This window comes from Nocardioides sp. InS609-2, from assembly GCF_023208195.1.
Lineage (GTDB): Bacteria > Actinomycetota > Actinomycetes > Propionibacteriales > Nocardioidaceae > Nocardioides.
In genome coordinates this window covers 1,890,881-1,914,576 of sequence record NZ_CP060034.1, presented here as the reverse complement: position 1 = coordinate 1,914,576, position 23,696 = coordinate 1,890,881, and the positions used below count along the sequence as shown (strand labels likewise).

20 protein-coding genes are annotated in these 23,696 nt (G+C 71.5%); 11 read left to right on the top strand and 9 right to left on the bottom strand.

The annotated features are described in order from the left end of the window. Positions 1-83: 83 nt before the first annotated feature. On the top strand, positions 84-803 hold the full coding sequence (locus tag H4Q84_RS10015; protein ID WP_248583240.1) for a GntR family transcriptional regulator: 720 nt from the start codon (positions 84-86) through the stop codon (positions 801-803). A gap of 28 nt (positions 804-831) precedes the next feature. On the opposite strand, the gene H4Q84_RS10010 is transcribed toward H4Q84_RS10015, so the two are convergent. After that, entirely contained in the window at positions 832-1,407 is a 576-nt protein-coding gene (locus H4Q84_RS10010; RefSeq protein ID WP_248583239.1) for a TetR/AcrR family transcriptional regulator, read from the bottom strand. Between the two features lie 58 nt (positions 1,408-1,465). On the opposite strand from H4Q84_RS10010, the gene H4Q84_RS10005 reads away from it, so the two are divergent. Both H4Q84_RS10005 and H4Q84_RS10000 read left to right on the top strand, forming a co-directional pair. After that, on the top strand, positions 1,466-1,903 hold the full coding sequence (locus tag H4Q84_RS10005) for a DUF3995 domain-containing protein (RefSeq protein ID WP_248583238.1): 438 nt from the start codon (positions 1,466-1,468) through the stop codon (positions 1,901-1,903). 47 nt (positions 1,904-1,950) lie between these two features. Next, positions 1,951-2,751, top strand: a complete 801-nt coding sequence (locus H4Q84_RS10000) for a hypothetical protein (protein ID WP_248583237.1) — start codon at positions 1,951-1,953, stop codon at positions 2,749-2,751. A gap of 3 nt (positions 2,752-2,754) precedes the next feature. Here H4Q84_RS10000 and H4Q84_RS09995 read toward each other — a convergent pair whose 3' ends face one another. The 6 genes from H4Q84_RS09995 to H4Q84_RS09970 all read right to left on the bottom strand — a co-directional run bounded on the left by H4Q84_RS09995 (position 2,755) and on the right by H4Q84_RS09970 (position 10,189). Beyond that, positions 2,755-3,567, bottom strand: a complete 813-nt coding sequence (locus H4Q84_RS09995) for an ABC transporter permease (RefSeq protein WP_248583236.1) — start codon at positions 3,565-3,567, stop codon at positions 2,755-2,757. Beyond that, complete coding sequence (locus tag H4Q84_RS09990; RefSeq protein ID WP_248583235.1) at positions 3,564-4,469, bottom strand: ATP-binding cassette domain-containing protein; 906 nt, start codon at positions 4,467-4,469, stop codon at positions 3,564-3,566. Before H4Q84_RS09990 ends, H4Q84_RS09995 begins: the two co-directional genes overlap by 4 nt. Then, positions 4,466-5,557, bottom strand: a complete 1,092-nt coding sequence (locus H4Q84_RS09985) for a hypothetical protein (RefSeq protein WP_248583234.1) — start codon at positions 5,555-5,557, stop codon at positions 4,466-4,468. Before H4Q84_RS09985 ends, H4Q84_RS09990 begins: the two co-directional genes overlap by 4 nt. A 24-nt stretch (positions 5,558-5,581) precedes the next feature. Then, entirely contained in the window at positions 5,582-7,240 is a 1,659-nt protein-coding gene (locus tag H4Q84_RS09980; RefSeq protein WP_248583233.1) for a DNA repair helicase XPB, read from the bottom strand. Then, positions 7,240-7,767: a CGNR zinc finger domain-containing protein gene (locus H4Q84_RS09975; protein ID WP_248583232.1), complete on the bottom strand. Its 528-nt coding sequence runs from the start codon at positions 7,765-7,767 to the stop codon at positions 7,240-7,242. The genes H4Q84_RS09980 and H4Q84_RS09975 overlap by 1 nt, the downstream gene beginning before the upstream one ends. A 139-nt stretch (positions 7,768-7,906) precedes the next feature. Further along, positions 7,907-10,189: a helicase-associated domain-containing protein gene (locus H4Q84_RS09970; RefSeq protein ID WP_248583231.1), complete on the bottom strand. Its 2,283-nt coding sequence runs from the start codon at positions 10,187-10,189 to the stop codon at positions 7,907-7,909. Positions 10,190-10,282: 93 nt separating this feature from the next. Here H4Q84_RS09970 and H4Q84_RS09965 point away from each other — a divergent pair, with 93 nt between their 5' ends. The 3 genes from H4Q84_RS09965 to H4Q84_RS09955 are packed head-to-tail and all read left to right on the top strand — an operon-like array spanning position 10,283 to position 13,535. Continuing rightward, positions 10,283-11,104, top strand: coding sequence for a protein phosphatase 2C domain-containing protein (locus H4Q84_RS09965; RefSeq protein ID WP_248583230.1), 822 nt, complete (start codon positions 10,283-10,285; stop codon positions 11,102-11,104). After that, positions 11,101-12,300: an FHA domain-containing protein gene (locus H4Q84_RS09960; protein ID WP_248583229.1), complete on the top strand. Its 1,200-nt coding sequence runs from the start codon at positions 11,101-11,103 to the stop codon at positions 12,298-12,300. Before H4Q84_RS09965 ends, H4Q84_RS09960 begins: the two co-directional genes overlap by 4 nt. Before the next feature lie 17 nt (positions 12,301-12,317). Beyond that, positions 12,318-13,535, top strand: coding sequence for an RDD family protein (locus H4Q84_RS09955; protein ID WP_248583228.1), 1,218 nt, complete (start codon positions 12,318-12,320; stop codon positions 13,533-13,535). Here the strand turns inward: H4Q84_RS09955 and H4Q84_RS09950 are convergent. Further along, positions 13,519-15,399: a GAF domain-containing protein gene (locus H4Q84_RS09950; RefSeq protein ID WP_248583227.1), complete on the bottom strand. Its 1,881-nt coding sequence runs from the start codon at positions 15,397-15,399 to the stop codon at positions 13,519-13,521. The two genes, H4Q84_RS09955 and H4Q84_RS09950, sit on opposite strands and share 17 nt — an antisense overlap. A gap of 106 nt (positions 15,400-15,505) precedes the next feature. Between H4Q84_RS09950 and H4Q84_RS09945 the strand changes: the two genes are divergently transcribed. From H4Q84_RS09945 to H4Q84_RS09935, 3 genes are all read left to right on the top strand, one after another. Next, the gene (locus H4Q84_RS09945; protein WP_248583226.1) at positions 15,506-16,276 is read left to right on the top strand and encodes a 3-hydroxybutyrate dehydrogenase; all 771 of its coding nucleotides are present in this window, start codon (positions 15,506-15,508) and stop codon (positions 16,274-16,276) included. 49 nt (positions 16,277-16,325) lie between these two features. Next, positions 16,326-17,711, top strand: a complete 1,386-nt coding sequence (locus H4Q84_RS09940) for an MFS transporter (protein ID WP_248583225.1) — start codon at positions 16,326-16,328, stop codon at positions 17,709-17,711. Positions 17,712-17,819: 108 nt separating this feature from the next. After that, complete coding sequence (locus tag H4Q84_RS09935) at positions 17,820-19,475, top strand: AMP-binding protein (RefSeq protein ID WP_248583224.1); 1,656 nt, start codon at positions 17,820-17,822, stop codon at positions 19,473-19,475. A 15-nt stretch (positions 19,476-19,490) separates the two neighbouring features. Here H4Q84_RS09935 and H4Q84_RS09930 read toward each other — a convergent pair whose 3' ends face one another. After that, positions 19,491-21,653, bottom strand: a complete 2,163-nt coding sequence (locus H4Q84_RS09930) for a S8 family serine peptidase (protein WP_248583223.1) — start codon at positions 21,651-21,653, stop codon at positions 19,491-19,493. Positions 21,654-21,748: 95 nt separating this feature from the next. On the opposite strand from H4Q84_RS09930, the gene H4Q84_RS09925 reads away from it, so the two are divergent. Both H4Q84_RS09925 and H4Q84_RS23145 read left to right on the top strand, forming a co-directional pair. Then, a complete protein-coding gene (locus H4Q84_RS09925; RefSeq protein ID WP_248583222.1) occupies positions 21,749-23,191 on the top strand; it encodes an HAD hydrolase-like protein in 1,443 nt (480 codons plus the stop codon). Positions 23,192-23,292: 101 nt separating this feature from the next. Then, a complete protein-coding gene (locus H4Q84_RS23145) occupies positions 23,293-23,688 on the top strand; it encodes a cold-shock protein (RefSeq protein WP_282580329.1) in 396 nt (131 codons plus the stop codon). Positions 23,689-23,696 lie beyond the last annotated feature (8 nt).

Here is a 23,696-nt window from a genome sequence, read left to right as displayed (position 1 = left end):
GGGGAGGTAAAGGAATGGGGGGCAGGCGCACGGCGTCACCGATTCCCGGTACGGATCGGCTTGTCCAGACCTATTCTGAGCCTATGACCCAGGTGGCCGGAACCGTGCAGCGCGCACTCAAGCATGTGCAGGTGCGCGAGCATGTCCGCACCCTGGTCGAGGGAGCGGAGCCCGGCACGCCCGCGCCGTCCGAGCGTGAGCTCGTCGCGCAGTTCGGCGTGGCCCGGATGACGGTGCGTCAGGCGATGGACGCGCTGGTGATCGAAGGGCTGCTCGAGCGGATGCCCGGTCGCGGCACGTTCGTTGCCCGACCTCGTCGCCGGGTGGGCATGCTGACCAGCTTCACCGAGAACATGCGCCAGCGGGGGCTGCTCCCCGAGTCACAGACCCTGCTCGCCCGCCGCGAGCAGGCCGGCCCCGGCGTGGCCCGCGCACTCGACCTCTCCGCCGGCGACGCCGTCATCCACTGGAAGCGGCTACGACGTGGCAACGGCCAGGTCATCTGCATCGAGGACGCCTACCTCAACGAGGTGCTGCTGCCCGGGTTCCTGCAGTCGGGCATGCCCACCAGCCTGTACGACGCGCTCGACGCCCGTGGGCTGCGGCCCACCTGGGCCGAGGACTCCGTCACGTCTGACGTCGCCACCCCCGAGGAGGCCGAGCAGCTCGAGCTGCCGAAGGGCTCGCCGGTCCTGCGTGTCGCCCGTCGGGCGCTGATCGACCACCGGCCGGTCGAGGTGTCGCGGTCTGCCTACCGGCACGACCGCTTCACGATGTACGTCCAGCTCGGTTCCGACGCCTGAGCGCTCCCTCGCTCGTCGATTGCGAGCCTCAGCGCGACCCAGCGAGCATGGACAGCAGATGGTCGATGGCTGCGCGGGACTTCCGTCCGGTGCGGGCCACCTCGGGCACGGCGTCCGGGGCGGCGCGTCGAAGCTCGACCCAGCCCAGGTAGGCGGCGTAGGCGGCGACCGCCTGCAGTCGGGCCTCACGCTTGTCGAGTCCGAGGTCGCGAAAGCACTCCTCGAGGTAGGCCATCCGCCGACGAGTCACCCGCTCCAGCACGACCGAGACGACGGGGTCGGAGGCATGGGCGACGAGGGCGGGCTCCAGGCCCGCAATCTCGTCGCCGGTCAGCGCCTCCCGCAACAGGGTGGACAGTCGTTCGGCCGGGTCGGTGATCGGTGTCAGGGCCTCGATGAACGAGGTGGTGGCCTCGCTCTCCCACAGCTCCAGGGCGCCGATCAACAGGGCTTCGCGGTCCTTGAAGTGCCAGTAGAAGCTGCCTCTGGTCACCCCCAGCCCTCGGGCAATCGGTTCGACCGAGACGGCGGTGACTCCGGACCGGGCGAGTGTCGTCAGTGCTGCATAGAGCCAGTCGTCATGGGTGACCTTCTGCACGGGCATATCAATACGCTACTGTACGGACATCCATACAGGCTCGTATGGAAACGGAGGGATGGGCATGATCACTGGAATCGCTGTCGTCGCGGGGCTCGCGCTACTGCTTGTCGGCATGCTCCACGTCGTGTGGGCTGCGTCGCCGTGGCCGTTGGGCACCAGGGCGCAGTTCGCCGAGGTCATCGTCGGCCGACCCGCCGGCGAGGAGCTGCCGGCAGTGTTTGCCACCTTGTCGGTCGTAGTCGGGGTGCTGCTCGCGGCGGGGGCCTACCTCGTGGTCGCCGAGGCCGGGCTGGTCCCCGGGGTCCTGGGCGACGGCTGGATCGCCGCCGGCACGTGGGTCGTGGCTGCCGTCCTGCTCGTGAGGGGGGTCTACGGTCTGGTCGAGTCCGGGCTCGGCCTGAGCGTCGCAGAGGCGACCTACCGCCGCCTCGACCTGCGCGCCTACTCACCGTTGTGCCTGGTGCTGGGCGCACTGACCGCCGTCGTCGCCCTGGCCTGAGCGTCGATCGGCGGGTGACCCTTGGCCGGTTGCGCAAGGATCGGGGCATGCTCGATGCCCTACCTCCGGCCCGCCGCCGCTTCGTGGCGGTGCTCGCCGCGCTGGCGCTGGCCGTCGTGGCCGCCATCGGTGTCGCGCTCTGGGTCAACCGCGAGCCGGCGACCGTTCCGGTCTCGCAGGCAACGCTCGGCCCGGTGCTGCTCGTGCCGGGGTACGGCGGATCGACGACCGCGCTCGACGTACTCGCGGAGGCGCTGACCCGGGTCGGCCGCGACGCAGAAGTCGTCACGTTGGCGGGCGACGGCACCGGCGACCTGGACGAACAGGCCGGCGTGCTCGAGGACGCGGTCGACCGGGCACTGGACCGCACCGGCGCCGACTCTGTCGACGTGATCGGCTACTCCGCCGGTGGAGTGACCGTGCGGCTGTGGGTGCGCGACCACGGCGGCGCCAGCCTCGCCCGCCGCGTGCTCACCCTGGGCTCGCCTCATCACGGCTCCGACCTGGCCGGGCTGGCGGGCGACCTGGCGCCCGACCGGTGCCCCGAGGCCTGCCAGCAGCTTGTACCCGACAGCGACCTGCTGCGCGAGCTGAACGCCGGCGACGAGACACCGGCCGGCCCGTTGTGGGTGTCGATCTGGTCCACCGACGATCAGACGGTCGTACCTCCCGACTCGGCTGCTCTCGACGGGGCGTTGGAGTTCACCATCCAGTCGATCTGCCCGGGCGCCGTCGTCGCGCACGGCGACTTGCCGCGTGCGCCGTCGGTGATGGCGGCCGTGATCGTCGAGCTCGGCACAAACGCTCCGGCCGTGCCAGGCGAGGAGGTCTGCTCCGCCACCCAGTGATCCTCAGTCCTTGACGTCCTTGGTCGCGAAGTTGGCCCAGCCGATGCCGAGGAACACCGCGACGTACACGAGCTGCAGCAGCGTGCCGCGGACCACGTCGCGCCACAGGATCGGGTCGCGGAAAAAGTCGACGAAGGCCAGCCAGTAGCGCGTCGGCAGGTACGGCGCGATCGAGTCGGCGGCGTCGAGGGTGAGCAGCAGCGTGGACGCGACGAGTACGGCGAGGGTGCCGAGCGCGGCGCCGAGGGGCGAGTCGACGATGGTCGAGAGGCACAGTGCGATCGAAGCCACGCCGAACATTGAGAGCAGCGCGTAGGCCAGCGCGAGCAGGGTGCGGGTGATCAGCTCCTGCTGGCTGAGCGTGGTGCCGGACACCGTCGCGGTCGTGCCGATCGGCGCATCACCGAGCAGCAGCGTGCCGGTGACATAAGCGGTTGCCGCCACCACGACGAGGGTCAGCATCACGAACGCCATCACGCTCACCAGCTTGGCGATGAGTAGCCGGGTCCGCCCCACGGGCCGAACGAGCAGGTAGCGCAGCGTGCCTAGCTGGGCCTCGCCGGCGATCGCTTCACCGGCGACGATCGAGACCGCGATCGGCATGAAGAGCGGCAGCACGATGGCGATAGCCGCCAGCGGGAAGAGCGTGCCGTCGGTGAGTACGGCGGACAGGAAGGCCGGTCCGGTGCCCGGCCGTGGCCCGACATCGGTCACCCCGAGCAGCACCGCCACCAGCGTCGGCAGTGCGTCGATCATGGCGATCGTGACCCACGTGCGGCGGCTCCGCAGCAGCTGGTGGAGCTCGACGCGGATCATCCGCGCTCGATCCGGTCGGACCCGGCCGCGGTGGCGGCCAGGACGACGTCCTCGAGGGTGTGCCGTTCGGGCGCGAGCTCCGTCACGCGGACCCCGCCCCGCACCAGCAGCGCGTTGAGCGCCGCCACGTCGTCGACGCGCACGAGCAGGGAGTCGTCGCCGAAGCTCTCGACCTGGCCGTCCAACAGCGCCCTCGCCCGGTGGACGTCGTGGGTGCGCAGGTAGGTGCGACCGGTCGGCCTGGTGAGCGTGGCGAGCTCCTGCTCGATGACCAACCGGCCGCGGTCCAGCACGCCGACGCGGGTCGCGAGCTGCTCGATCTCGGCCAGCAGGTGGCTGGACAGGAAGATCGTCGTACCTCCTGCGTGCAGCTCGAGCAGCAGGTCGCGGATCTCGTGGATGCCCTGTGGGTCCAGACCGTTGGTCGGTTCGTCGAGCACCAGCAGACGCGGCTTTCCGAGCAGGGCGTGGGCGAGCCCGAGCCGCTGCCGCATGCCGAGTGAGTACGCCGCCACCGGCCGCTCGTCGACGCCGCCCAGGCCGACCCGGTCGAGCACGTCGTCCACCCGGCCGGCGCGACCTCGGCGACTTTCGCGACCGAGCGCGTCGTGTACACGCAGGTTGGCCCGGCCCGAAAGCCGCGGGTACGCCGCGGGCGACTCGACCAGTGTGCCGACCTGGGGCAGCACCTTGCCGGACTGGCGGGGCATCTCCTCGCCGAGCACCTCTGCGCTGCCCGACGTGGCGAGCACCAGGCCGAGCAGCATCCGCACCGTGGTGGTCTTGCCCGACCCATTGGCGCCGAGGAAGCCGTAGATGTCGCCCTCGCGGACGTGCAGGTCGATGGCGTCGACGGCGAGGATGCCGCCGTACTTCTTGGTGAGCCCTGTCGTGCGGATCATCGACGCGTCACCACCGTGTCGTTGGCCAGGTCGCGGGCGGCGCGCACCAGGGTGTTGGCGGTGACCGTGCCCGCAACGAGCCAGCCGCCGGCGCCCTCGGCGCCGGTCAGCATCACGCCCAGCGGACCCAACGCGACCACCGTGCCCTCGGCAAGCACCTGAACGCCGGGCGTCAGCTCGAGCTGCTTCCGCAACGGCCCGGCCTCGCGCTCGCGCAGCGGGATGGTGATCAACCGGGTGATGCCGGCGCCGTAGATGCCGACGGCCCGGTCGGCCTCGGGTGCCTTGGGCAGTCCGGCGACGGTCTGCGGCGGCAGGAACGGTGCGTACTGGTTGGCTGCGTCGGCGATGTCGAGCACGTCATCGAAGGAGGCGTCCGACCCCGGTGGTGCCCTGAACGAGACCGACTCCTCCGACGGTGTCGCAGCGGAGAACTCGCGGAACTCAGACGTGAACGCTGCCATGTCAGCGCCCTTGGCCACCACCTCGACCCGGAGTGGCACCCCGGACGTCGGATCGGCCCACAGGTCGACGTGGTCGATGCTCGACTGCTTCGCGGCGGGTGCGAGCCGCAGGCCGGCCGCATCGACGCCGGCCACCCGGCGCGCGGGGAGGCGCTCCACGTCACCGGGGTCGACGTCGTCGAGCAGCAGCCTCGCCACCGCCGGTGGCACCAGGTCGGCGGTGCGCGGTAGCCGGATGTCGGGGTCGGCGCTGCGCTTCACGTCGTTCTGCTGGTAGCGCCACTGGGTGGTGCCACGCGCGTCGTGCACCAGGTCGCTCTCGCCGCTGGGCAGCAGCTTGTTGACCCGCCACCGGTCGGCGCCGCGCCACCACACCCGCATCCGGGTCTCCTCGCCGAACAGCGAGCCGACGTCGGTGAACCGGTCGGCCACCGGCAGCCGCAGCGTGCCCCGCGACTCGACGTACCCGGAATAGGGATGGTCACGCGCCGCCTGCACGCGCGACAGCAGGTCGGCGGCGTCGAGGCCGGGGTCGTCGGCCGGCAGCGCCCGCACCACCCACGGCGCGGCGAGGAGCGCCGCGACTCCCGCGGCGACGAGGCTCCAGCGCTGCACCGGCTTCATGCTCGCGAGCGTACGTCGCGGCGCTCAGACAGTCGTGATGTCGTCGGCGTCGACGATCCGGTAGGCGTAGCCCTGCTCGGCCAGGAACCGCTGCCGGTTCTGGGCGAACTCCGCGTCGACGGTGTCGCGCGAGACGATCGTGTAGAAGTGCGCGCTCTTGCCCTCCGACTTGGGTCGCAGCAGCCGGCCGAGGCGCTGGGCCTCCTCCTGGCGAGAGCCGAACGACCCGCTCACCTGGATCGCCACCTCCGCCGACGGCAGGTCGATGGAGAAGTTCGCCACCTTGCTCACCACGAGCAGCCCGAGCTCGCCGGTCCGGAACGCCTCGAAGAGCCGCTGCCGTTCCTTGACCGGTGTCTCGCCCTTGATGACGGGTGCGTCGAGGGCTTCGCCGAGCTCGTCGAGCTGGTCGATGTACTGGCCGATCACCAGTGTGGGCTGGCCAACGTGTTGCGCGACCAGCTGGCGTACGACGTCGAGCTTGCGGCGGGTGCAGGACGCGAGCCGGTAGCGCTCCTCGGGCTCGGACGTCGCGTAGACGAGCCGCTCACCCTCGGGCAGCGTGACCCGCACCTCGACACAGTCGGCGGGCGCGATCCAGCCCTGCGCCTCGATGTCCTTCCACGGCGCGTCGTACCTCTTGGGGCCGATGAGCGAGAAGACGTCGCCCTCGCGGCCGTCCTCGCGCACCAGCGTGGCGGTCAGGCCGATGCGGCGGCGGGCCTGGAGGTTGGCGGTCATCCGGAAGATCGGCGCCGGCAGCAGGTGCACCTCGTCGTACATGATCAGGCCCCAGTCGCGCGCGTCGAAGAGCTCGAGATGCGAGTAGACGCCCTTCCGGCGGGTCGTCATCACCTGGTACGTCGCGATGGTGACGGGCCGGATCTCCTTGACGGAGCCGGAGTACTCGCCGATCTCCTCCGCGGTCAGCGACGTGCGCTTGATCAGCTCGTCCTTCCACTGCCGCGCACTGACGGTGTTGGTGACGAGGATCAGGGTGGTGGCCGCGGCGTGCGCCATCGCGGCCGCCCCGACGAGCGTCTTGCCCGCTCCACACGGGAGTACGACGACGCCGGAACCGCCGTGCCAGAACGACTCCGCGGCGTCGCGCTGGTAGTCGCGCAGGTGCCACTCGGTCTCGTCGAGGGCGATCGGGTGCGCCTCGCCGTCGACGTACCCGGCGAAGTCCTCGGCCGGCCAGCCGATCTTGAGGAGCGCCTGCTTGAGGTTGCCGCGCTCGCTGGCGTGTACGACGACGGTGTCCCCGTCTGCGCCGCCGATGCGGTCGCCGATCATTCCTTGGATCCGCTTGGCGCGCAGCACCTCTTCGAGCACGGGCCGGTCGGTGGAGACCAGGACCAGACCGTGCACGGGGTGCTTCTCGAGGCGGAGCCGGCCGTAACGGGCCATCGTCTCGGCGATGTCGACGAGCAGCGCGTGCTGCACGGGGTAGCGCGAGTAGGCCAGCAGGGTGTCGACGACCTGCTCGGCGTCGTGGCCCGCGGCGCGCGCGTTCCAGAGGCCGAGCGGGGTCAGCCGGTAGGTGTGGATGTGCTCGGGCGAACGCTCGAGCTCGGCGAAGGGCGCTATCGCCTTGCGACAGTCCTGCGCGCGCTCGTGGTCGATCTCGAGGAGCAGGGTCTTGTCGGACTGGACGATCAGGGGGCCGTCGGGGGATGTCATCAGGCGGTTGCGGCAGCTTTCTGTCGGGCGCGGTAGGCCGCCACGTTGGCGCGCGAGGAGCAGCGGTCGGAGCAGTAGCGGCGCGACTGGTTGGGCGAGGTGTCGACGTACACGTTGGTGCACTTCGTCGCGCTGCAGACCCCGAGCCGGGTCGGGCCGAGGTCGCACACGAGCGTGGCCAGCCCCATCAGGGACTCACCGATCAGCAGGTCGGAGACCGACGCCGCACGGTTGGCGACGTGCATGTGCAGGTGCGTCGGGTCGTGGTCGCTGATCATCGGGGTGACCGGGTGCTGGCTCAGGAGCTCGTTGAGACCGGTCACCACATCGGAGGCCCGGCCGGCGTCGGACGCGTCGAAGATCGGCCGCAGGTCCCGCTGGAACCGGCGCAGCACGGCAACGTCGCGGTCGCTGGTCTGCGCGTGCAGCCAATGCCGGTCCGACAGGTGCGTCAGGAGGCCGTCGACGTCGTCGACGTCGGCGTTCAGGAGCGCCGCCGCCGACTCGGCGTACCTCAGGAAGTCCATCCGGCCAGTCTACGGTCGATCGCCAACGGGTCTGACCGTCGTACGCGAGCGGGAACAACGCCTGCCCGAGCCCCTCGCCCACGCCTGAGCGCTCGACGGATCAGGTCGATACTCCCGCCGGTCTACGCCGGTCAGAGCCCTACCGGTCAGCGACCGGCCGGACCGTCGTGATCCGGTGTACGGCGAAGGTGCGGGTGTCGTCGCTGCGGTGGTCGTGGGCGGTGAGCTGTCCGCCCTCGACGCGCATCGGGTCGACCAGCCGGTCAGACGACGAGCCGTGGTTGTCGACGTAGCCGATGAGCACGGTGGCGCTGTCGTCGATCGCCATCCGCAGCGCCGCCAGCGCAGCCTGCGGGCTGGTGGCGTCGGTGGGCCGTGACGGCCGGGAGGCGCTGGCCCGGTCACCGGCGCGGATGGCGGTGACGACCGCAGTGACCGTCGCCGCTTCGCGGGCAGTGCGTATGGCGGGCGGGCGGCGGTGCCGCGGGGTGCGAGCTCGCTGCAGGTCGCGGCGGGCAACACGGACCGTGCCGTCGGCGGCCTCCACCACCGGGGCTGAGCCGAGCTCGCGCAGCCGGGGGAGCAGTACGTCGACCGGCACCGTGCTCACCAGGACCGTGGGTGCCAGCCGGCGCAGGCCGAGGGTGCCCGCCTTCGGGTGGTGGATCAGCTCGGTGAGCGCGCCCGCGTCGTCGGCCCGCAGGAACGCCTCGGCGTGCCCGACACGCAGGGTGCCGAAGGTGCGGGCCACGTCGTCGACCAGGTAGGTCAGCGGCTGGGGCAGGGGAGTGCGCGAGACCGAAGCGAGGAACTCGTGCACCTCCGCGGCCGACCAGCCGGCGTCGAACGCGCGGCGCACGGACGTCGGCGCGAAGCGGTAGACCGTCGCCCCACCGCGCGACTCGACATCGGCCAGCAGGTGAAGGGTGCGCGAGAGGCTTGGCTCCAGTGGGCCGGGCGCGACGGCGGTGAGGTCGGCCTGCACGAGCACGTGGTCGACCGGTTCGGGCAGCAGGGGCGCCAGCGCCGCCGCGGCCGTGTCGAGGTCGCCGGCGAGGAGGTGGCGGCCGGCGCCGGAGATCCCGTCGTAGCCGGTGAGGCCGAGCGCCGCCGCCTCGGCGAGCGCCCACCCGACCATGTCGGCGCGGGTGGCTGGCCGGCGCGGCCGCTTCCAGGCGACGCGCGCCACGACACCCGGCAGGCCGGTGCCGGTCGCGAGCGTGGCTCCCGGCGGCAGGTCGGCAAGCTCGTCGAGCGCCATCCGGCGGGCCTCGGCCGCGAAGCTGCTCGAGAGGTCGGGAGCGAGCGCGTTCCAAGTCTTGCCGGCGCTGTCGCGGGTGCCGATGAGCCCGGCCAGCCGCGGCGACTCCAGCCAGGCGCGCGCGATCGCGGCCCAGCGCACCGCGGGATCGCCGGTCGACCAGGAGTCGTAGGTGTCGGTGGGCAGCCAGACCGCCTCGCCGTCGGTGTCGGTGGACTCCGCCAGCAGCCCGGCCTCGTGTGCCACCTCGACCAGCAGGCCGGCCTCGGTGGGCGTGACGTGCAGCTCGGTCGCGGCCGCCTTGAGGTCGCGCACCGCCAGCCCGCCGGTCCGGAGGACGCCGGGCGGAGCCAGGCCCCAGTGGTCGAGGAGCAGCTCCACGCGGCGTACGGCGTCGAATGCGGCGCCGGCAGCGAGCTTGTCGACGAGGGAAGGGTCGCGGTCGCTCGTCGCGATCGGGGGTACGTCGTCGACCGGGGCCGTCGTGGTGCGACCGTCGCGCAGGGCCAGCCCGACCTCGCCGGGAAGGTGTACGACGCCCTGACCGCGCGGGACGAGCAGGCCGTGGGCGAGCAGCTCCTCGACCGGGGTCGCCGCGTCTTCAGGGCGCGTGGGCGCACGCCCGGTGCCGGTGGTGCCCTCGCCGCCGCGCTCGGCCAGGTGCTCGAGCATCGTGCGTGCCGGGGGACTGAGCTGGGCGATGCGTTGGAGGATCGTGGCGGCGTCATGGCCGTGGCCGGTGACGGGCCGCAGCCCGCTCACGCCGGCCGCTTCGGTGCCACGCAGGACCTCGGCGATGCCGGTCAGCGGGCGCAGTCCCGAGGGGCTCTGCCACGTCAGGGCGAGGTCGACCAGGCGATCGGTGGCGGCCGTGACTGCTGCCGGGTCGGCGTACACCAGTGAAACAAGTTGGTCCTGGGTGGTTTGAGATGCAATCACCTGGGCATCCAGTACGGAAAGCTCCAGCCGGCTCAGTCCGTCGAGCGCGCGCAGAACCGACGAGCGCGTGGCGGCGCGCGAGGCCAGCTGGGCCGAGTCGTGAGGAGCCGGAGTGGCCAGGTCAGGACGCTCACGCAGCAGGTTGCCCAGGCGCTCGTCCGGCCACCCGCGCAGCTGGTCGGCGAGGGTGCGTGGGGGTGTCCCCGGCTCGTTGGCAGACATCTCTCCTACGCTACTCGTCAGCCTCCCGCCCGGAGGCATGGTCCACGGGCACGGCCGTGGTGACACCGACGACAGGGGCGGCAGGGTGTGTCGATGAAGGCGGTCGACCTGCACCACGGCTCGTCCAGCGAGATCGGCCACGTGCGCAAGGTCAACGAGGACGCGTTCCTCGTCGCGCCGCCCCTCTTCGTCGTCGCCGACGGGATGGGTGGCCACTCTGGCGGTGACGTCGCCAGCAGGATCGTCGTCGAGGAGTTCGCCCGGCTCAGCGAGGAGGGCTACGACCCGCGCGGAGGCGCCGAGGCCGTGGTCGCCACACTGACCCGCTGCCAGGTGCGGATCCGCGACTACACCAGCGCCCAGGCCGGCACAGGTCACCGCATCCATGCCGGCACGACGGTCGTGGTGGCGCTGCTCGTCGAGGACGAGAACGGTCCCAAGTGGCTGCTCGCCAACCTCGGCGACTCGCGCATCTACCGGCTCGTGGACAACGAGCTCGACCAGGTCAGCGTCGACCACTCCGTGGTCCAGGAGCTGATCGACGCCGGCGAGATCACCCCCGAGCAAGCAGCCGAGCACCCCGAACGGCACGTCATCACCCGCGCGCTCGGCGCCGCCCTCGACTCCCTCGAACCTGACTTCTTCCTGCTGCCGTTGGCCGCGGCCGAGCGCATCCTGCTCTGCAGCGACGGCGTGACCGGCATGATCAGCGACGCGACCGTCGCCCGCATCCTGAAGCAGAACGACGACCCCCGCGACGCCGCCGACGGACTCGTGCAGGCGGCGCTGATGGCCGGAGGGCGTGACAACGCGACTGCGGTCGTCGTGGATGTGGTGGGATTGGTGACCGACGAGTCGTTCGACTTCGTGCGTCAGCGCGAGAGTCTCGAGACAAAACTGGGGGCCCTTCCATGAGCAATGCCGTGAACGAGAGCGACGCGAGCAGGCGCGGCTACCTGCCCGGCTCCTGGTACGCCGCCGTCGGGCCTGCCGTCACCGTGCTGTTGCCGGCGTCGGCCAAGGCCCGCGTCGCTGCTGTCTGGGAGCAGGTCGACGACGGTGCCGGGTTCGACCAGACCCTCGACGCCCTTCTCTCGTCCGGCCTGCGCGACCTCTCCGACTTCGTGCTGGTGGGCGACACGGAGGGCGCCACCCGGATCCTCGTGCGCGGCCAGGGCCGGGTCAGCTGCGACACGTCCGGGGGCTCCGCCGAGGTCATTGCAGATCCGGGCTCCATCTGGAGCGAGCGCACACTGACCGGTGTCACCGGGATCACCGTCGAGGTCGAGCCCGACTCGACCGGTGACGAGCTGTCCGTGGCATCCGGGCTGGTCCGCGTCTCCCGGGTGACCTGGGGTGGTGGAGCAGTCGTCGGGGGTGCTGCGGCCTCGAGTGCCGTCGTACCCGTGGAGGTCGAGTCGGAGCGCACCCCCGCCCCCGAGTCCGTCCTGGCTGCCGTGCCCGAGCCGATCGCCGAGCCCGAGCCGGTTGTCGAGGCCGACCCGGAGCCCGAGCCCATGCTCGCCCCCGACGACGAGACCGGGGAACACCCGGAGGTGCCCGTTGCCGCGCCGTACGTCGCGCCGGAGCCGCCCATCGAGCCCGAGCCCGAGCCGGCGGCCGGCCCCGAGACTGTCGCCCTCCCCGTCGAGGAGGGCGCCGACCACGACGGCCACACCACGATCGGGACTGTGGGGGGAGTCGTGGCCGAGCCACCCGGCATCCCCGGTCAGCCGCCCGCGCCAAGCGTGACCTCGCGGCCGGTCGCCAAGCTGGTGTTCTCCAGTGGAGAGACCATCGAGGTCGACCGTGCCATCCTCATCGGCCGGGCGCCGGAGGCCCGACGCTTCGCGTCCACCGACCAGCCGCAGCTGGTGACGGTGCCTAGCCCCAACCACGAGATCTCGTCCACGCACCTCGAGATCCGGCCCGGCTCCGGCGTCGACCACGGCATGTCCGTGGCGACCGACCTCGGCTCGACCAACGGCACGATGCTCATGCAGCCGGGCCTGCCGCCCGAGGAGCTGCAGCCGGGCATTGCGGTGTCGCTCATTCCTGGCGCGATCATCGACCTCGGCGACGGTGTGACCATCCAGGTCACCAACCCCTGACACCAGAGACCCACGACATGAGTGTTCCCTTCACAGGCACCCCGCCGACCTACCCGGTCGCCGAGCTCGAACGACGCTTCTACGCGTTCGCGATCGACCGGCTGATCGTCTGGGGCCTGTACGCCGCGACCGCCGTCGCGTGCTGGTACTTCTTGGGCAGCAGCGGGTTCTGGGCCGGCGCGGGCATCGTGGTCGGCGTCGCCGTACTCATGACGCTCGTCTTCTCCGCCGTGCTCGGGATGACCGGTTCGTCGCCCGGCAAGAGCCTGGTCGGCCTGCGGGTCGTGCACCACGGCACGGGCACGCCCATCGGCTTCGGCCGTGCGCTGCTGCGCTCGCTGGTGCTCGGGCTCTCGGCGCTGCCGACCTTCGGGCTGGGCCTGGCCACGCTGGCCTGGACCGCCGTGGCCGACGGTGGGCACCGACGCCGCGGCTGGCACGACCACATCTCGCACGGGATCGTCATCGACGTGCGGCCGGCACCGCCCGTCGCCGCCGAGGCCGAAGCCCCGCGGCACGTCGTCAACCTGACCGCGATGCGACTGATCCCCGCCCCCGTCGCGGCACCCACGCCGACTCCGGCACCCAGCCCGGCACCCACCCCGGCACCCCGGGTCCCCGACGCCGGCTCCCCCTCGAACGGGGCTCCCCAGCCGGCGCCTCAGCAGCAGCCGATGCAGCAGCGCGTGCAGCAGCCGCAGCAGCCGGGCCCACCGCCGGGCCAGCAGCCGCCGCCCCAGCTCATCTCTCCACCTCGGCCCGAGCAACGCCCGCTCCCTCACACGCCCCGGCCGAGCGACGCCCAGCCCGGTCCGGCTGACGACGGCCGCACCGTCGTCCGAGGTGCCAAGCAGTCGACCCAGCAACCGAACGTCTCGCCGCAGCAGGCGCCGGCCCCGTCGGTCCGCTGGCGGGTCACGTTCGACGACGGGGAGACGTTCGTCGTCGAGGGCCTGACCCTGGTCGGCCGCCGCCCGGAGCCGCGAGGCGGTGAGCCGGTGCGCCACGTCGTACCCCTGTCGTCGGGTGACATGTCGCTGTCCAAGACGCACGCCCAGTTCGCGCCCGCCCCCGACGGCGCGCTCGTGGTGATGGACCGCGGGTCCACCAACGGCTCGATGCTGCTCCGAAAGGGCGTCGCGCGCGAGCTCACGGCCGGCAAGCCGACGACCGTGATCGACGGTGACACGGTGCGCTTCGGCGACCGCGAGATGTTGGTCAGCCGCGAGCGCTGACCCGCACGGTGTGCAGCCGCGCCACCCGGAGGGCGAGCTGTACGTCGAGGCTGTGGCCGGGCTCGCGCCAGTCGCCGAGCAGGTCGTCGATGCGGTCGAGCCGCTGGGTGACGGTGTTGGGGTGCACGTGCAGTCGCTCGGCCGCCGCCTTGAGCTTCCCGCCGGTGGCGAACCACGCCTCCAGGGTCGCGATCAGTGACGTGCCCCGGCGCGCGTCGTACTCACGCACCGGACCGATCGTCGCCTCGAGGAACGAGCCGAGCTGTTCGGGTCCGTTGTCGCCGAGCAGGAGCCGGGCCAGGCCCAGGCCGGTGGCGTCGCTGACCTCGCCCTGGCGGCCCAGGGTCAGCAGGGTGTCGAGGCAGCGCCGGGCCTCGGCGTAGGCTTCCCGAACTCCCGTGGAGTACGACGCGGCGTCGGTGTCACTATCGACGAGCGCGACGCCGACCGTAGCCGCGCCGCCGACCCTGGTGATCGCCTCGCGGAGGCGCTCGCCGCTCTCGGCGGGATCGGCGTCGGGGGCGATGAGCACCAGCCGGCCACCGTGCTCTCCTGCCAGCCCGCGGGCTCCGGCGACGACGGCGGACGCGGCGCGCAGGGCGGTGTGTCGGTCGACGCCGTCGACCTCGGCCACGCACAGGGCGGCGGCAGCGGTCAGCTCGAGGCGCTGACGACGCGCCCGTTCCCGCAGCCGGGACGGGTCGTCGAGGCGGCCGCCGAGCAGATCGCCGAGCAGCTGGACGCCAAGGCGTTCCTCCGTCTCGGCGACTGACCGGGCGAAGAGGAGCACCAGCGCCGTGACCAGGGCCGCCCGCTCGAGGGTGCGGCGCTCGGCCAGGCCCATCGGCCGGCTCGGGCGGCTGAGCACCAGCGTCGCCAGGTGCTCGGTGCCGGCCAGCGACGGGGCGACGTAGCCGTCGTGGATCGGCACCGAGCGGCCCGACGCGACCGCGCCGGCGACGGCATCCGCCCATCCGTCGACGGGTGCCGAGTCGCCCGCGAGGAGCTCACCGTCGGGACCGTGCACGGTCACGTCACCGCCGAGGATGCCCGTCAGCACGGTCGCCACCTCCGCCACCCCGCCGCCCTGCAGCAGCAGGTCGGTGAGCCGGTCGTGCGCGGTCGCGGCGGCCTCGACCGACCGGGTGTGCGCGGTCATGGTGGCGTTGGCCTCGTCGAGCTGGGCGAAGAGCCGTGCGTTCTCGAGCGCGACGGCGGCGTGCGCGGCGAATGACATCAGCAGGGAGACCTCCGCCGCCGGGAACTGACGCACCGTGCGGTGCACCGCGAGCAGCGCCCCGATGACACGCCCGTCGAGGATCAGCGGCACGCCGAGAATCGCGCGAATGTGCTCGCCCGCCACCGCCTCGTCTATGTAGCCGCGGTGCACGAAGCGCTCGTCGGCCTGGTAGTCCTCGGTGAAGTACGGCGCACCGATCTGCGCGACCAGCCCGAGCAGCCCGGTGCCCAGCGGCAGCCGGAGCCGGCGGAACTCCTGCGTGAGGGCGCCGTCGGTGACCTTCATGTACGACGCGCCGTCGTCCTCGTCGTTGAGCGAGAGGTAGGTCATGTCGGCGTTGAGCAGCTGCCGCGCCCGTCGAACGATGGCGGTGAGGATGGCGTCGACGTCGCGGATCGCCGTCAGGTCGCTCGCGGTGTCGTAGAGCGCCGAGAGCTCGGCCTCGCGGGCCCGGTGCCGGGCGATCACCTCGCGCAGGCGGAGTGCGAGCTCGTGCTCGCGGCGCAGCGTCTCGACCGTCTCGGCGGGCAGGTCGCCGGCGCCGGCCTGCCCCTCGGCCTCGGTGACGAGCCGGTCGAAGTCGGCGCGAGGCGCGTCGGCGTACAAGAGTTCCAGGAAGCCCATGCGCCACATCATGACCGGCATGTGGCCCGTTTGCACAGGGTGAGCGCATAACTGTGTGTAGCTCAGCCATGTCCGGCGGCGATTATCTGGGCCTAGCGTGGCGGTCATGTCTGAGACGCACGTCACTTCGGGAGCCCGGCTGGAAGGCCGGCGTGCCGTGGTGACCGGCGGCGCGAGCGGCATCGGCGCCGCCGTGGCCACTCGCCTGGCCGAGGCCGGCGCCGAGGTCGTCGTGGTCGATCGCGACGAGGAGGGCGCCGCCAAGGTGGCTGCCCTGATCGGTGGCGAGCACCGCGTCGTGGATCTCTCCGACGGCGCCGCCATCGGCGCGCTCGACGTCACCGCAGACATCCTCGTCAACAACGCCGGCCTCCAGCACGTCGCACCGATCGAGGACTTCGACCCCGAGCGTTTCGCGCTGATCCACAAGGTCATGCTCGAGGCGCCGTTCCGGCTCGCGCGGCTTCTGCTCCCCGGCATGTACGCCGCCGGCTGGGGTCGCATCGTGCACGTCTCGAGCGTCCACGGACACCGCGCGTCGGCGTACAAGTCGGCCTACGTCAGCGCCAAGCACGGCCTCGAGGGGCTGTCGAAGGTGATCGCGCTGGAGGCGGCCGGCAAGGGCGTCACGAGCAACACGGTCTGCCCGGGCTACGTGCGCACGCCGCTCGTCGAGGGCCAGATCGCCGATCAGGCCAAGGCCCACGGGATCCCCGCTGGGGACGTCGTCGACGACGTCCTGCTCGCCCGCACTCCCGTCAAGCGACTGGTCGAGCCGGACGAGGTGGCCGAGATGGTCGCCTTCCTGTGCGGCCCGCAGTCGTCGTCCATCACCGGATCCTCCTTCCTCCTCGACGGCGGTTGGACCGCCGCCTGACGACGCAAGATCCACCAAGACAAGGCCATCCCCCCGAGAAAGGCACGTCATGTCCACGCAGTCCCCGAGCTCAGCTGGTCACCCAGCCGCAGCCGGCCAGAACGGTCCGGTCAGCACCCCACCCGGCATCGTCAAGGTCGTCTTCGCCTCCCTCGTCGGCACCGCCGTCGAGTGGTACGACTTCTTCCTCTACGGCTCGGCCGCGGCCCTGGTCTTCGGCACCCTGTTCTTCCCCGAGAGCGAGCCGGTCACCGCGACCCTGCTGGCGTTCGGCACCTACGCGCTGGGCTTCGTGGCGCGGCCGCTGGGTGGCGTGGTCTTCGGCCACTTCGGTGACCGGGTGGGCCGCAAGAAGATGCTCGTCGTCGCGCTGATGATGATGGGTGTCGCGACGTTCGCGATCGGCCTGCTGCCGACGTACGCGAGCATCGGCATCGCCGCGCCGATCCTGCTGCTGGTCTGCCGCCTGCTCCAGGGCTTCGCGGTCGGCGGAGAGTGGGGCGGCGCCGTACTCATGGCCGCCGAGCACGGTGACGAGAAGAACCGTGGGTTCTGGTCGTCGTGGCCGCAGGCCGGCGTACCGCTGGGCAACCTGCTCGCCACCGGTGTGCTGTTCCTCCTGGCCGCGGTGCAGAGCGACGCGGACTTCGAGGCGTGGGGCTGGCGCATCCCGTTCCTGCTGTCGGCCGTGCTCGTGCTGATCGGCCTCTACGTGCGCCTCCAGCTCGAGGAGTCGCCGGTCTACGCCGAGGCCAAGGCAGAGATCGCGGAGAAGAAGCAGGCCGACTCGCACCTGCCGATCCTCGAGGTGATCAAGACCTACCCCAAGGAGGTCCTGATCGCCATGGGCATGCGGATGGCGGAGAACATCTCGTACTACATCTTCACCGTCATCTCGATCAGCTACGTGACGACCTACCTCGAGGCCGACAAGAGCCTGATCCTCAAGATGCTGCTGATCGCCGCAGGCTTCCAGTTCTTCCTGATCCCGGCTCTCGGCGCCCTGTCCGACCGCGTCGGCCGTCGTCCGCTCTACCTGACGGGCGCCGTCGGCGTCGGTGTCTGGGGCTTCGTGTTCTTCGGGCTGCTCGACTCGATGAGCCCCGGCAAGGTGCTGCTGGCGGTGACGGTCGGGCTGATCTTCCACTCGCTGATGTACGCGCCGCAGGCGGCCTTCTTCTCCGAGCTGTTCGGCACCTCGGTCCGCTACACCGGCGCCTCGGTGGGCTACCAGCTCGCGTCGATCTTCGCCGGTGCCTTGGCCCCGATCATCGCCCTGGAGCTGCTCGGCACCGTGGAGGAGAAGAACACCACGGCGGTCGGTATCTACGTCGCGATCGCATCGGTCATCACGATCGTCGCCGTGCTCTGCGCCAAGGAGACCCGCGGGTCCTCGCTCCGCCACGACCGGGTCGTCCGCGACGCCCACCGCTGACTCGCTGCCCGCGTTAGTCCAGTCACCTTAGGTCCTCGTCCCATGGGCGGAGCGACAGAAGGTGACTGGACTATCCGAGGGGGCGGCGGCGAAGTAGGTTTTTCGACCATGGAGTCCTACGCCGCTGGCGAGCCCAGCCCGGACCTGCTCGACGAGACGATCGGGGCCAACTTCGAGCGCACCGCGACGACGTACGCGGATCGTGAGGCGCTGGTGGAGGTCGCCTCGGGGCGCCGCTGGACCTGGGCCGAGCTGAATGCCGACGTAGACAGCCTCGCGCGGGCGCTGATGGCGGCCGGGCTCGGCAAGGGCGACCGGGTCGGCGTCTGGTCGCCGAACTGTGCCGAGTGGACGCTCGTGCAGTACGCCACCGCGAAGATCGGTGCGGTGCTGGTCAACGTCAACCCGGCGTACCGCACCCACGAGTTCTCCTACGCCGTGAACCAGTCGGGCATGCGGATGCTGGTGAGCGCCGAGTCGCACAAGACCAGCGACTACCGCGCGATGGTCACCGAGACCAGTGACCAGTGCCCCGACCTGAAGCAGGTCGTCTTCATCGGCACGTCCGACTGGGACGACCTGTTGGCGGGCGCCGACTCCGTGTCAGCGGGCGAGCTCGACGAGCGCCGGATCGGGCTGAGCCCGGACGACCCGATCAACATCCAGTACACGTCGGGCACGACCGGCTACCCCAAGGGCGCCACCCTGAGCCACCGCAACATCCTCAACAACGGCTTCTTCACCACCGAGCTGATCAACTTCACCCACGAGGACCGGCTCTGCATCCCCGTGCCCTTCTACCACTGCTTCGGCATGGTGATGGGCAACCTCGGCTGCACCACGCACGGCTCGACGATGGTGATCCCGGCGCCGGCGTTCGACGCCGCCATCACCCTGCAGACCGTGCAGGACGAGCGGTGCACGGGTGTCTACGGGGTGCCCACGATGTTCATCGCGATGCAGAGCCACCCCGACTTCGGCACCTACGACCTGTCGTCGCTGCGGACCGGCGTGATGGCCGGCTCGATCTGCCCGGTTGAGGTGATGAAGCGGTGCATCGACGACATGCACATGACGGAGGTCTCGATCGCCTACGGGATGACCGAGACGTCACCGGTGTCGTGTCAGACGCGATCCGACGACGACCTCGAGCGGCGTACGGCGAGCATCGGCCGCGCCCACCCGCACGTGGAGATCAAGGTGGTCGACCCGGCGACCGGTGAGGTGGTGGAGCGCGGTGAGACCGGTGAGTTCTGCACGCGCGGCTACTCGGTGATGCTGGGCTACTGGCCCCTTCGAGACGCCTCGTCCCTCGGCTCCTCAGGACAAGTCGACGAGGCCAAGACCAGTGAGGCCATCGACTCCGACAAGTGGATGCACACGGGCGACCTCGCGGTCATGCGCGACGACGGCTATTGCACCATCGTGGGCCGCATCAAGGACATGGTGATCCGCGGTGGCGAGAACATCTACCCGCGCGAGATCGAGGAGTTCCTCTACACCCACCCCGACGTCGAGGACGTCCAGGTCATCGGAGTACCTGACGAGAAGTACGGCGAGGAGCTGTGCGCCTGGATCAAGATGCGGGCCGGCGCCGAGCCGCTCGACGCGGACGCCGTACGTGCCTTCTGCTCCGGCAAGCTGGCGCACTACAAGGCGCCGCGCTACGTCAAGGTGGTCGACGACTTCCCCATCACCGTCACCGGCAAGATCCGCAAGATCGAGATGCGGGAGCAGTCGGCGAAGGAGCTCGGGCTGGCCTGAGGCCGACGGACCGACTCAGCGCACCAGCACTACCGGCACCCGCACCGTGGTGCCCCGGGCGCTGGTCCACACTACCTGGCCGGCGTCGAGCGGGTGGGGTCCGGTGGGCCCGGTGACATCGACACTGAACGTCGTCGACTGGCCGGGGCGCAGCGTCATCGCCGCCGGCTGGACCATCACCCGGTGGTTGGTGAAGCCGACCGCTCGCGACGAGTAGTACATCGGCCGGCTGCTCACGTTGGTGACCCGCCGGGTCAGCGTGTGGTGGCCGCGGATCAGCATCGACGGGGTGTTCAGGGCGGCGCCTGCGCGGTCGCCGACCAGATAGTCGCGGAAGGACGACGGGCCGACCGGGAAGGCGAGGCCGGGCCGCGCCGCGACCTTGGCCGCGCTTCGGCCGGCACCCTGCTCGAGCCCGTTCGGGGCCCGGCCGACGGGCACGGCGGTCGTCGCGATGGCCGAACGCACCAGGTCGGCGGTCCAGTCACGGTGCCGGGCCCGCACGAGAGCGGCGACTCCGCTCACCTGGGCGGCCGCGGCCGACGTACCGGTGAAGAGGTCCCAGCGGCGACCGGTGGCCGACGGGACGGCGCCGAGCACACCCGTGGCAGTGGCGACGAGATCGGGCTTGACGGTGCCCGCGGTCGGGTCGCCGGGAGCCGACCAGCGCGCCAGCCGGGGCGGCGCGGCGGGCCGGTCGAGCGGGCGCAAGGTGGCCTCGGCAGCGGGGTGGCGTCGCAGCCAGTGGAGCAGCACCCGCCCCTGGCGTGCCTCGAGGTGCACCGTCGGCAGGCTGTGGAAGTCATCGGCCACCGTGCCGCGAGTGCGGTTGACCAGCACCATGCCGACACCGTCGGCGTGCTGGACGGTCTGTGACTTCTCGACCCGGGCGTTCCCGCCCCGGCTGCACACGACGATCGTGCCGGCCGCCAGGCTGGCGTCGAGCGAGCCGGCACGGCACTGGCTGGCTGCGCGCTGCGAGGCTCCGGACGCGGCGACGTTGGTGGCCAGGGCGATCCGCGCCCGGCCACTCGACTCGACCGCACGGGTGGCGCCCTCCAGTTTCGGCCCGCCCTGCACGCTCACCCGGCCGGCCCGGATCGAACCTGCCAGCGCACCGACGGTGGTGACCCACGGCGCGGGGTGCGCGGCGTACTGGTGGCGGGCGTCGTTGCCGGCAGCCGCGATCACGGCAATGTCGTTCTCGGTGGCGCCGAGCAGCGCGCGCTCGACGGTGTCGAAGGCGGTGGGGCCGGCCACCGACAGGTTGAGTACGTCGACCCGGTCGGCCGTGGCCGCGTCGATGGCGGTGACGAGGTCGGCCGTCGAGCAGCCGTCGTCGGCGGGGTCGGGTGCCGACCAGCAGGCCTTGTAGGCGGCGATGCGGGCCTGCGGTGCCACTCCGCCGAACGTGCCGGACCAGTCGTCAGCCGCCACGGAGACACCGGCGTTGCCGGCCGCCACGGAGGCGACCTGGGTGCCGTGACCGGTGACGTCGCGCGGCGACAGGGACTCGGAGCTGCGGACCCGGTCGACGCCGAAGCCGTCGACGTACCAACGCGCGCCAACAAGCTTGCGGTTGCAGATGTCGGTGGTCCAGTCCTGGCCGGTCGAGCAGCCGCCGGCGAACCGCTCGGGCTCGCGGCCGAGGGCGGGGGTGTCGGCGAAGACCGGGCTCTCGGGGGCGATGCCGGAGTCGATCACGCCGACCACGACGCCGGCGCCGCCACGTGGGCGCCGGTTGGCCTTGGCCGGCGACGCCATCGAAGTAGCCGACGAGGCAGTGCGCGGGGCAGCGGCTAGGGGCAAGATCGCGTCCGGCTCCACGAGCACCACCGACTCGTCGGCGCTCAGCATCGCTGCCTGCTCGACGGTGAGCTGGGTCGCGAACCCGTTGAGAGCGGTGGTCCAGCGGTAGACGGGGGCGGGGGCGGCGACCGACGACAGGAGCACGTCCTGCTCGGCAGCGAGCGTGGCCTGTGCCTCGGGTGCCGCGGAGCCGGGTTCAGTGAGAGTGACGAGATAGAGCTCGGTCACGCTGGTGTCATCGGCATCGGCCGACGACGTCAACGCCATCGTCGACGCGGCCAGCGTGGCAACGAGCAGCGGCACCAGGGCAGCCCGGAGCGCGCGTCGCCGTGACGCGGTCCTGGTGGTCCTGGTCGTCCCCAAGGTCATGCTTCCCATCTGCTCGGCAGCTCAAATGTGCCGGCGAGCTGTCCATGCTCGCAGGGGATTGGTGGGGAATCAAAGGGCGGACCTACGCTGGCCCCATGCTCAGCACGCCCGCTCGCCTCACCGTGGGCTTCGACCTGGACATGACGCTCATCGACACCGCGCCCGGCTTCCGGGCCACGCTGACTGCACTCGGCGCCGAGCTCGGCGTGGACTTCCCGGTCGAGGAGATGACCGCGCGGCTCGGCCCGCCGCTCGACGCCATCCTCGCCCCACACCTGTCGGTTGACGCGGTGGCACCCGCGATCGACCGCTTCCGGTCGCTCTACCCCGACCACTGCATCACCACGGTCCCCGCGTTCCCCGGCGCCCACGAAGCCCTCGCTGCCGTACGCCGTCACGGCGGGCAGGTCCTGCTCGTGACCGGCAAGTTCGCACCCAACGCCCAGCTCCACGTTGACCACCTCGGCCTCGACGTCGACCACGTGGCCGGGACGGTCTGGGGCGTCGGCAAGGCCGACGTACTCGTCGAGAGGGGCGCGTCGATCTACGTCGGCGACCACGTCCACGACGTGGAGGGTGCGCACGCGGCCGGCGCGATCAGCGTCTCGGTGCTCACCGGTGGCTGCACGCGCGAGGAGCTCCTCGCGGCCGGGACCCACGTCGTACTCGACGACCTCACGGAGTTTCCCGCCTGGCTCGATGAGCACGTGCTCGACACCCGACTCGGGGCCCTGGCCGCCGACCTGGCAGCGCGCGAGTCGGTCGTCGTCGCCTACAGCGGGGGAGCCGACAGCGCGTTCCTGCTCGCCGCCGCCGTGCGTGCCCTCGGCGCCGACCGGGTGCTCGCCGCCACCGGCTACTCCCACTCGCTGCCCGAGGCCGAGCGCGACCCCGCACGCGACTTCGCGGCTGCGCTCGGCGTCCGGCTGATCACGCCGACCACCCACGAGATGCAGCTCGAGGGCTACGTCGCCAACGCGGGCGACCGCTGCTACTTCTGCAAGGCCGAGCTGACCGAGGTGCTGGGAGAGATCGCCGGGCGCGAGGGCTTCCGGCACGTCGCCACCGGCACCAACGCCGACGACGCGGTCGCCGGCTTCCGGCCCGGCATCAAGGCCGCCGCCGAGCGGGGTGCCATCACGCCACTGCTCGACGCCGGGCTCACAAAGGCCCAGGTGCGCGCGGCCTCGCGCCGCTGGGACCTGCCCACCTGGGACAAGCCCGCCGCGGCCTGCCTCTCGAGCCGGGTCGCCTACGGCATCGCGGTCACCCCGCACCGGCTGGGCCGCATCGAGCGCGCCGAAGCCGGCGTACGCCGGGTGCTCGAGGGCGCCGGAGCAGCAGTCCGCGACCTCCGGGTGCGCGACCTCGGTGACCGGGCTTCGGTCGAGGTCGACGCGGCGCTTCTCGAGGGTCCGCTGGCGTCCGGGTCGCTGCGGTCGGCCGTGCGGGTCGCCGTACTCGCGGAAGGTTTCACCGAGGCAGATCTCGACCCCCGTGGCTTCCGCTCAGGCTCCCTGAACGACCTGCTCGACTGAGAGACGACTAACCGATGGCCCGCCGGTTGCCCCGGCACATATCCTTCCTCTGCGCGCGACACGGGTCGCGGGCGACGCGACGCAACAGATAGGTCAGACCAGTGCCCAGTGGCAAGGTGAAGTGGTTCGACGCCGAGAAGGGCTTCGGCTTCTTGTCCCAGGACGACGGGCCTGACGTCTACGTGCACTCCGACGCGCTCCCCGAGGGCATGAAGGTGCTCAAGAACGGTGCCCGCGTCGAGTTCGGCATCGCCCAGGGCCGCCGCGGCGACCAGGCGCTGCAGGTCCGCGTTCTCGACGCGCCCGCGTCCGTCACGCGCAACCAGCGCAACGCCTCGCGCAAGACGCCCGAGGAGATGGTCACCATCGTCGAGGACCTGATCCGGCTGCTCGACAACGTCGGTGAGGGCTTCCGGCACGGTCGCCACCCCGATCCCAAGACGGCGAAGCCGACGGCAAAGCTGCTGCGCGCGCTGGCCGACGAGCTCGAGCTCTGACCGAGGCG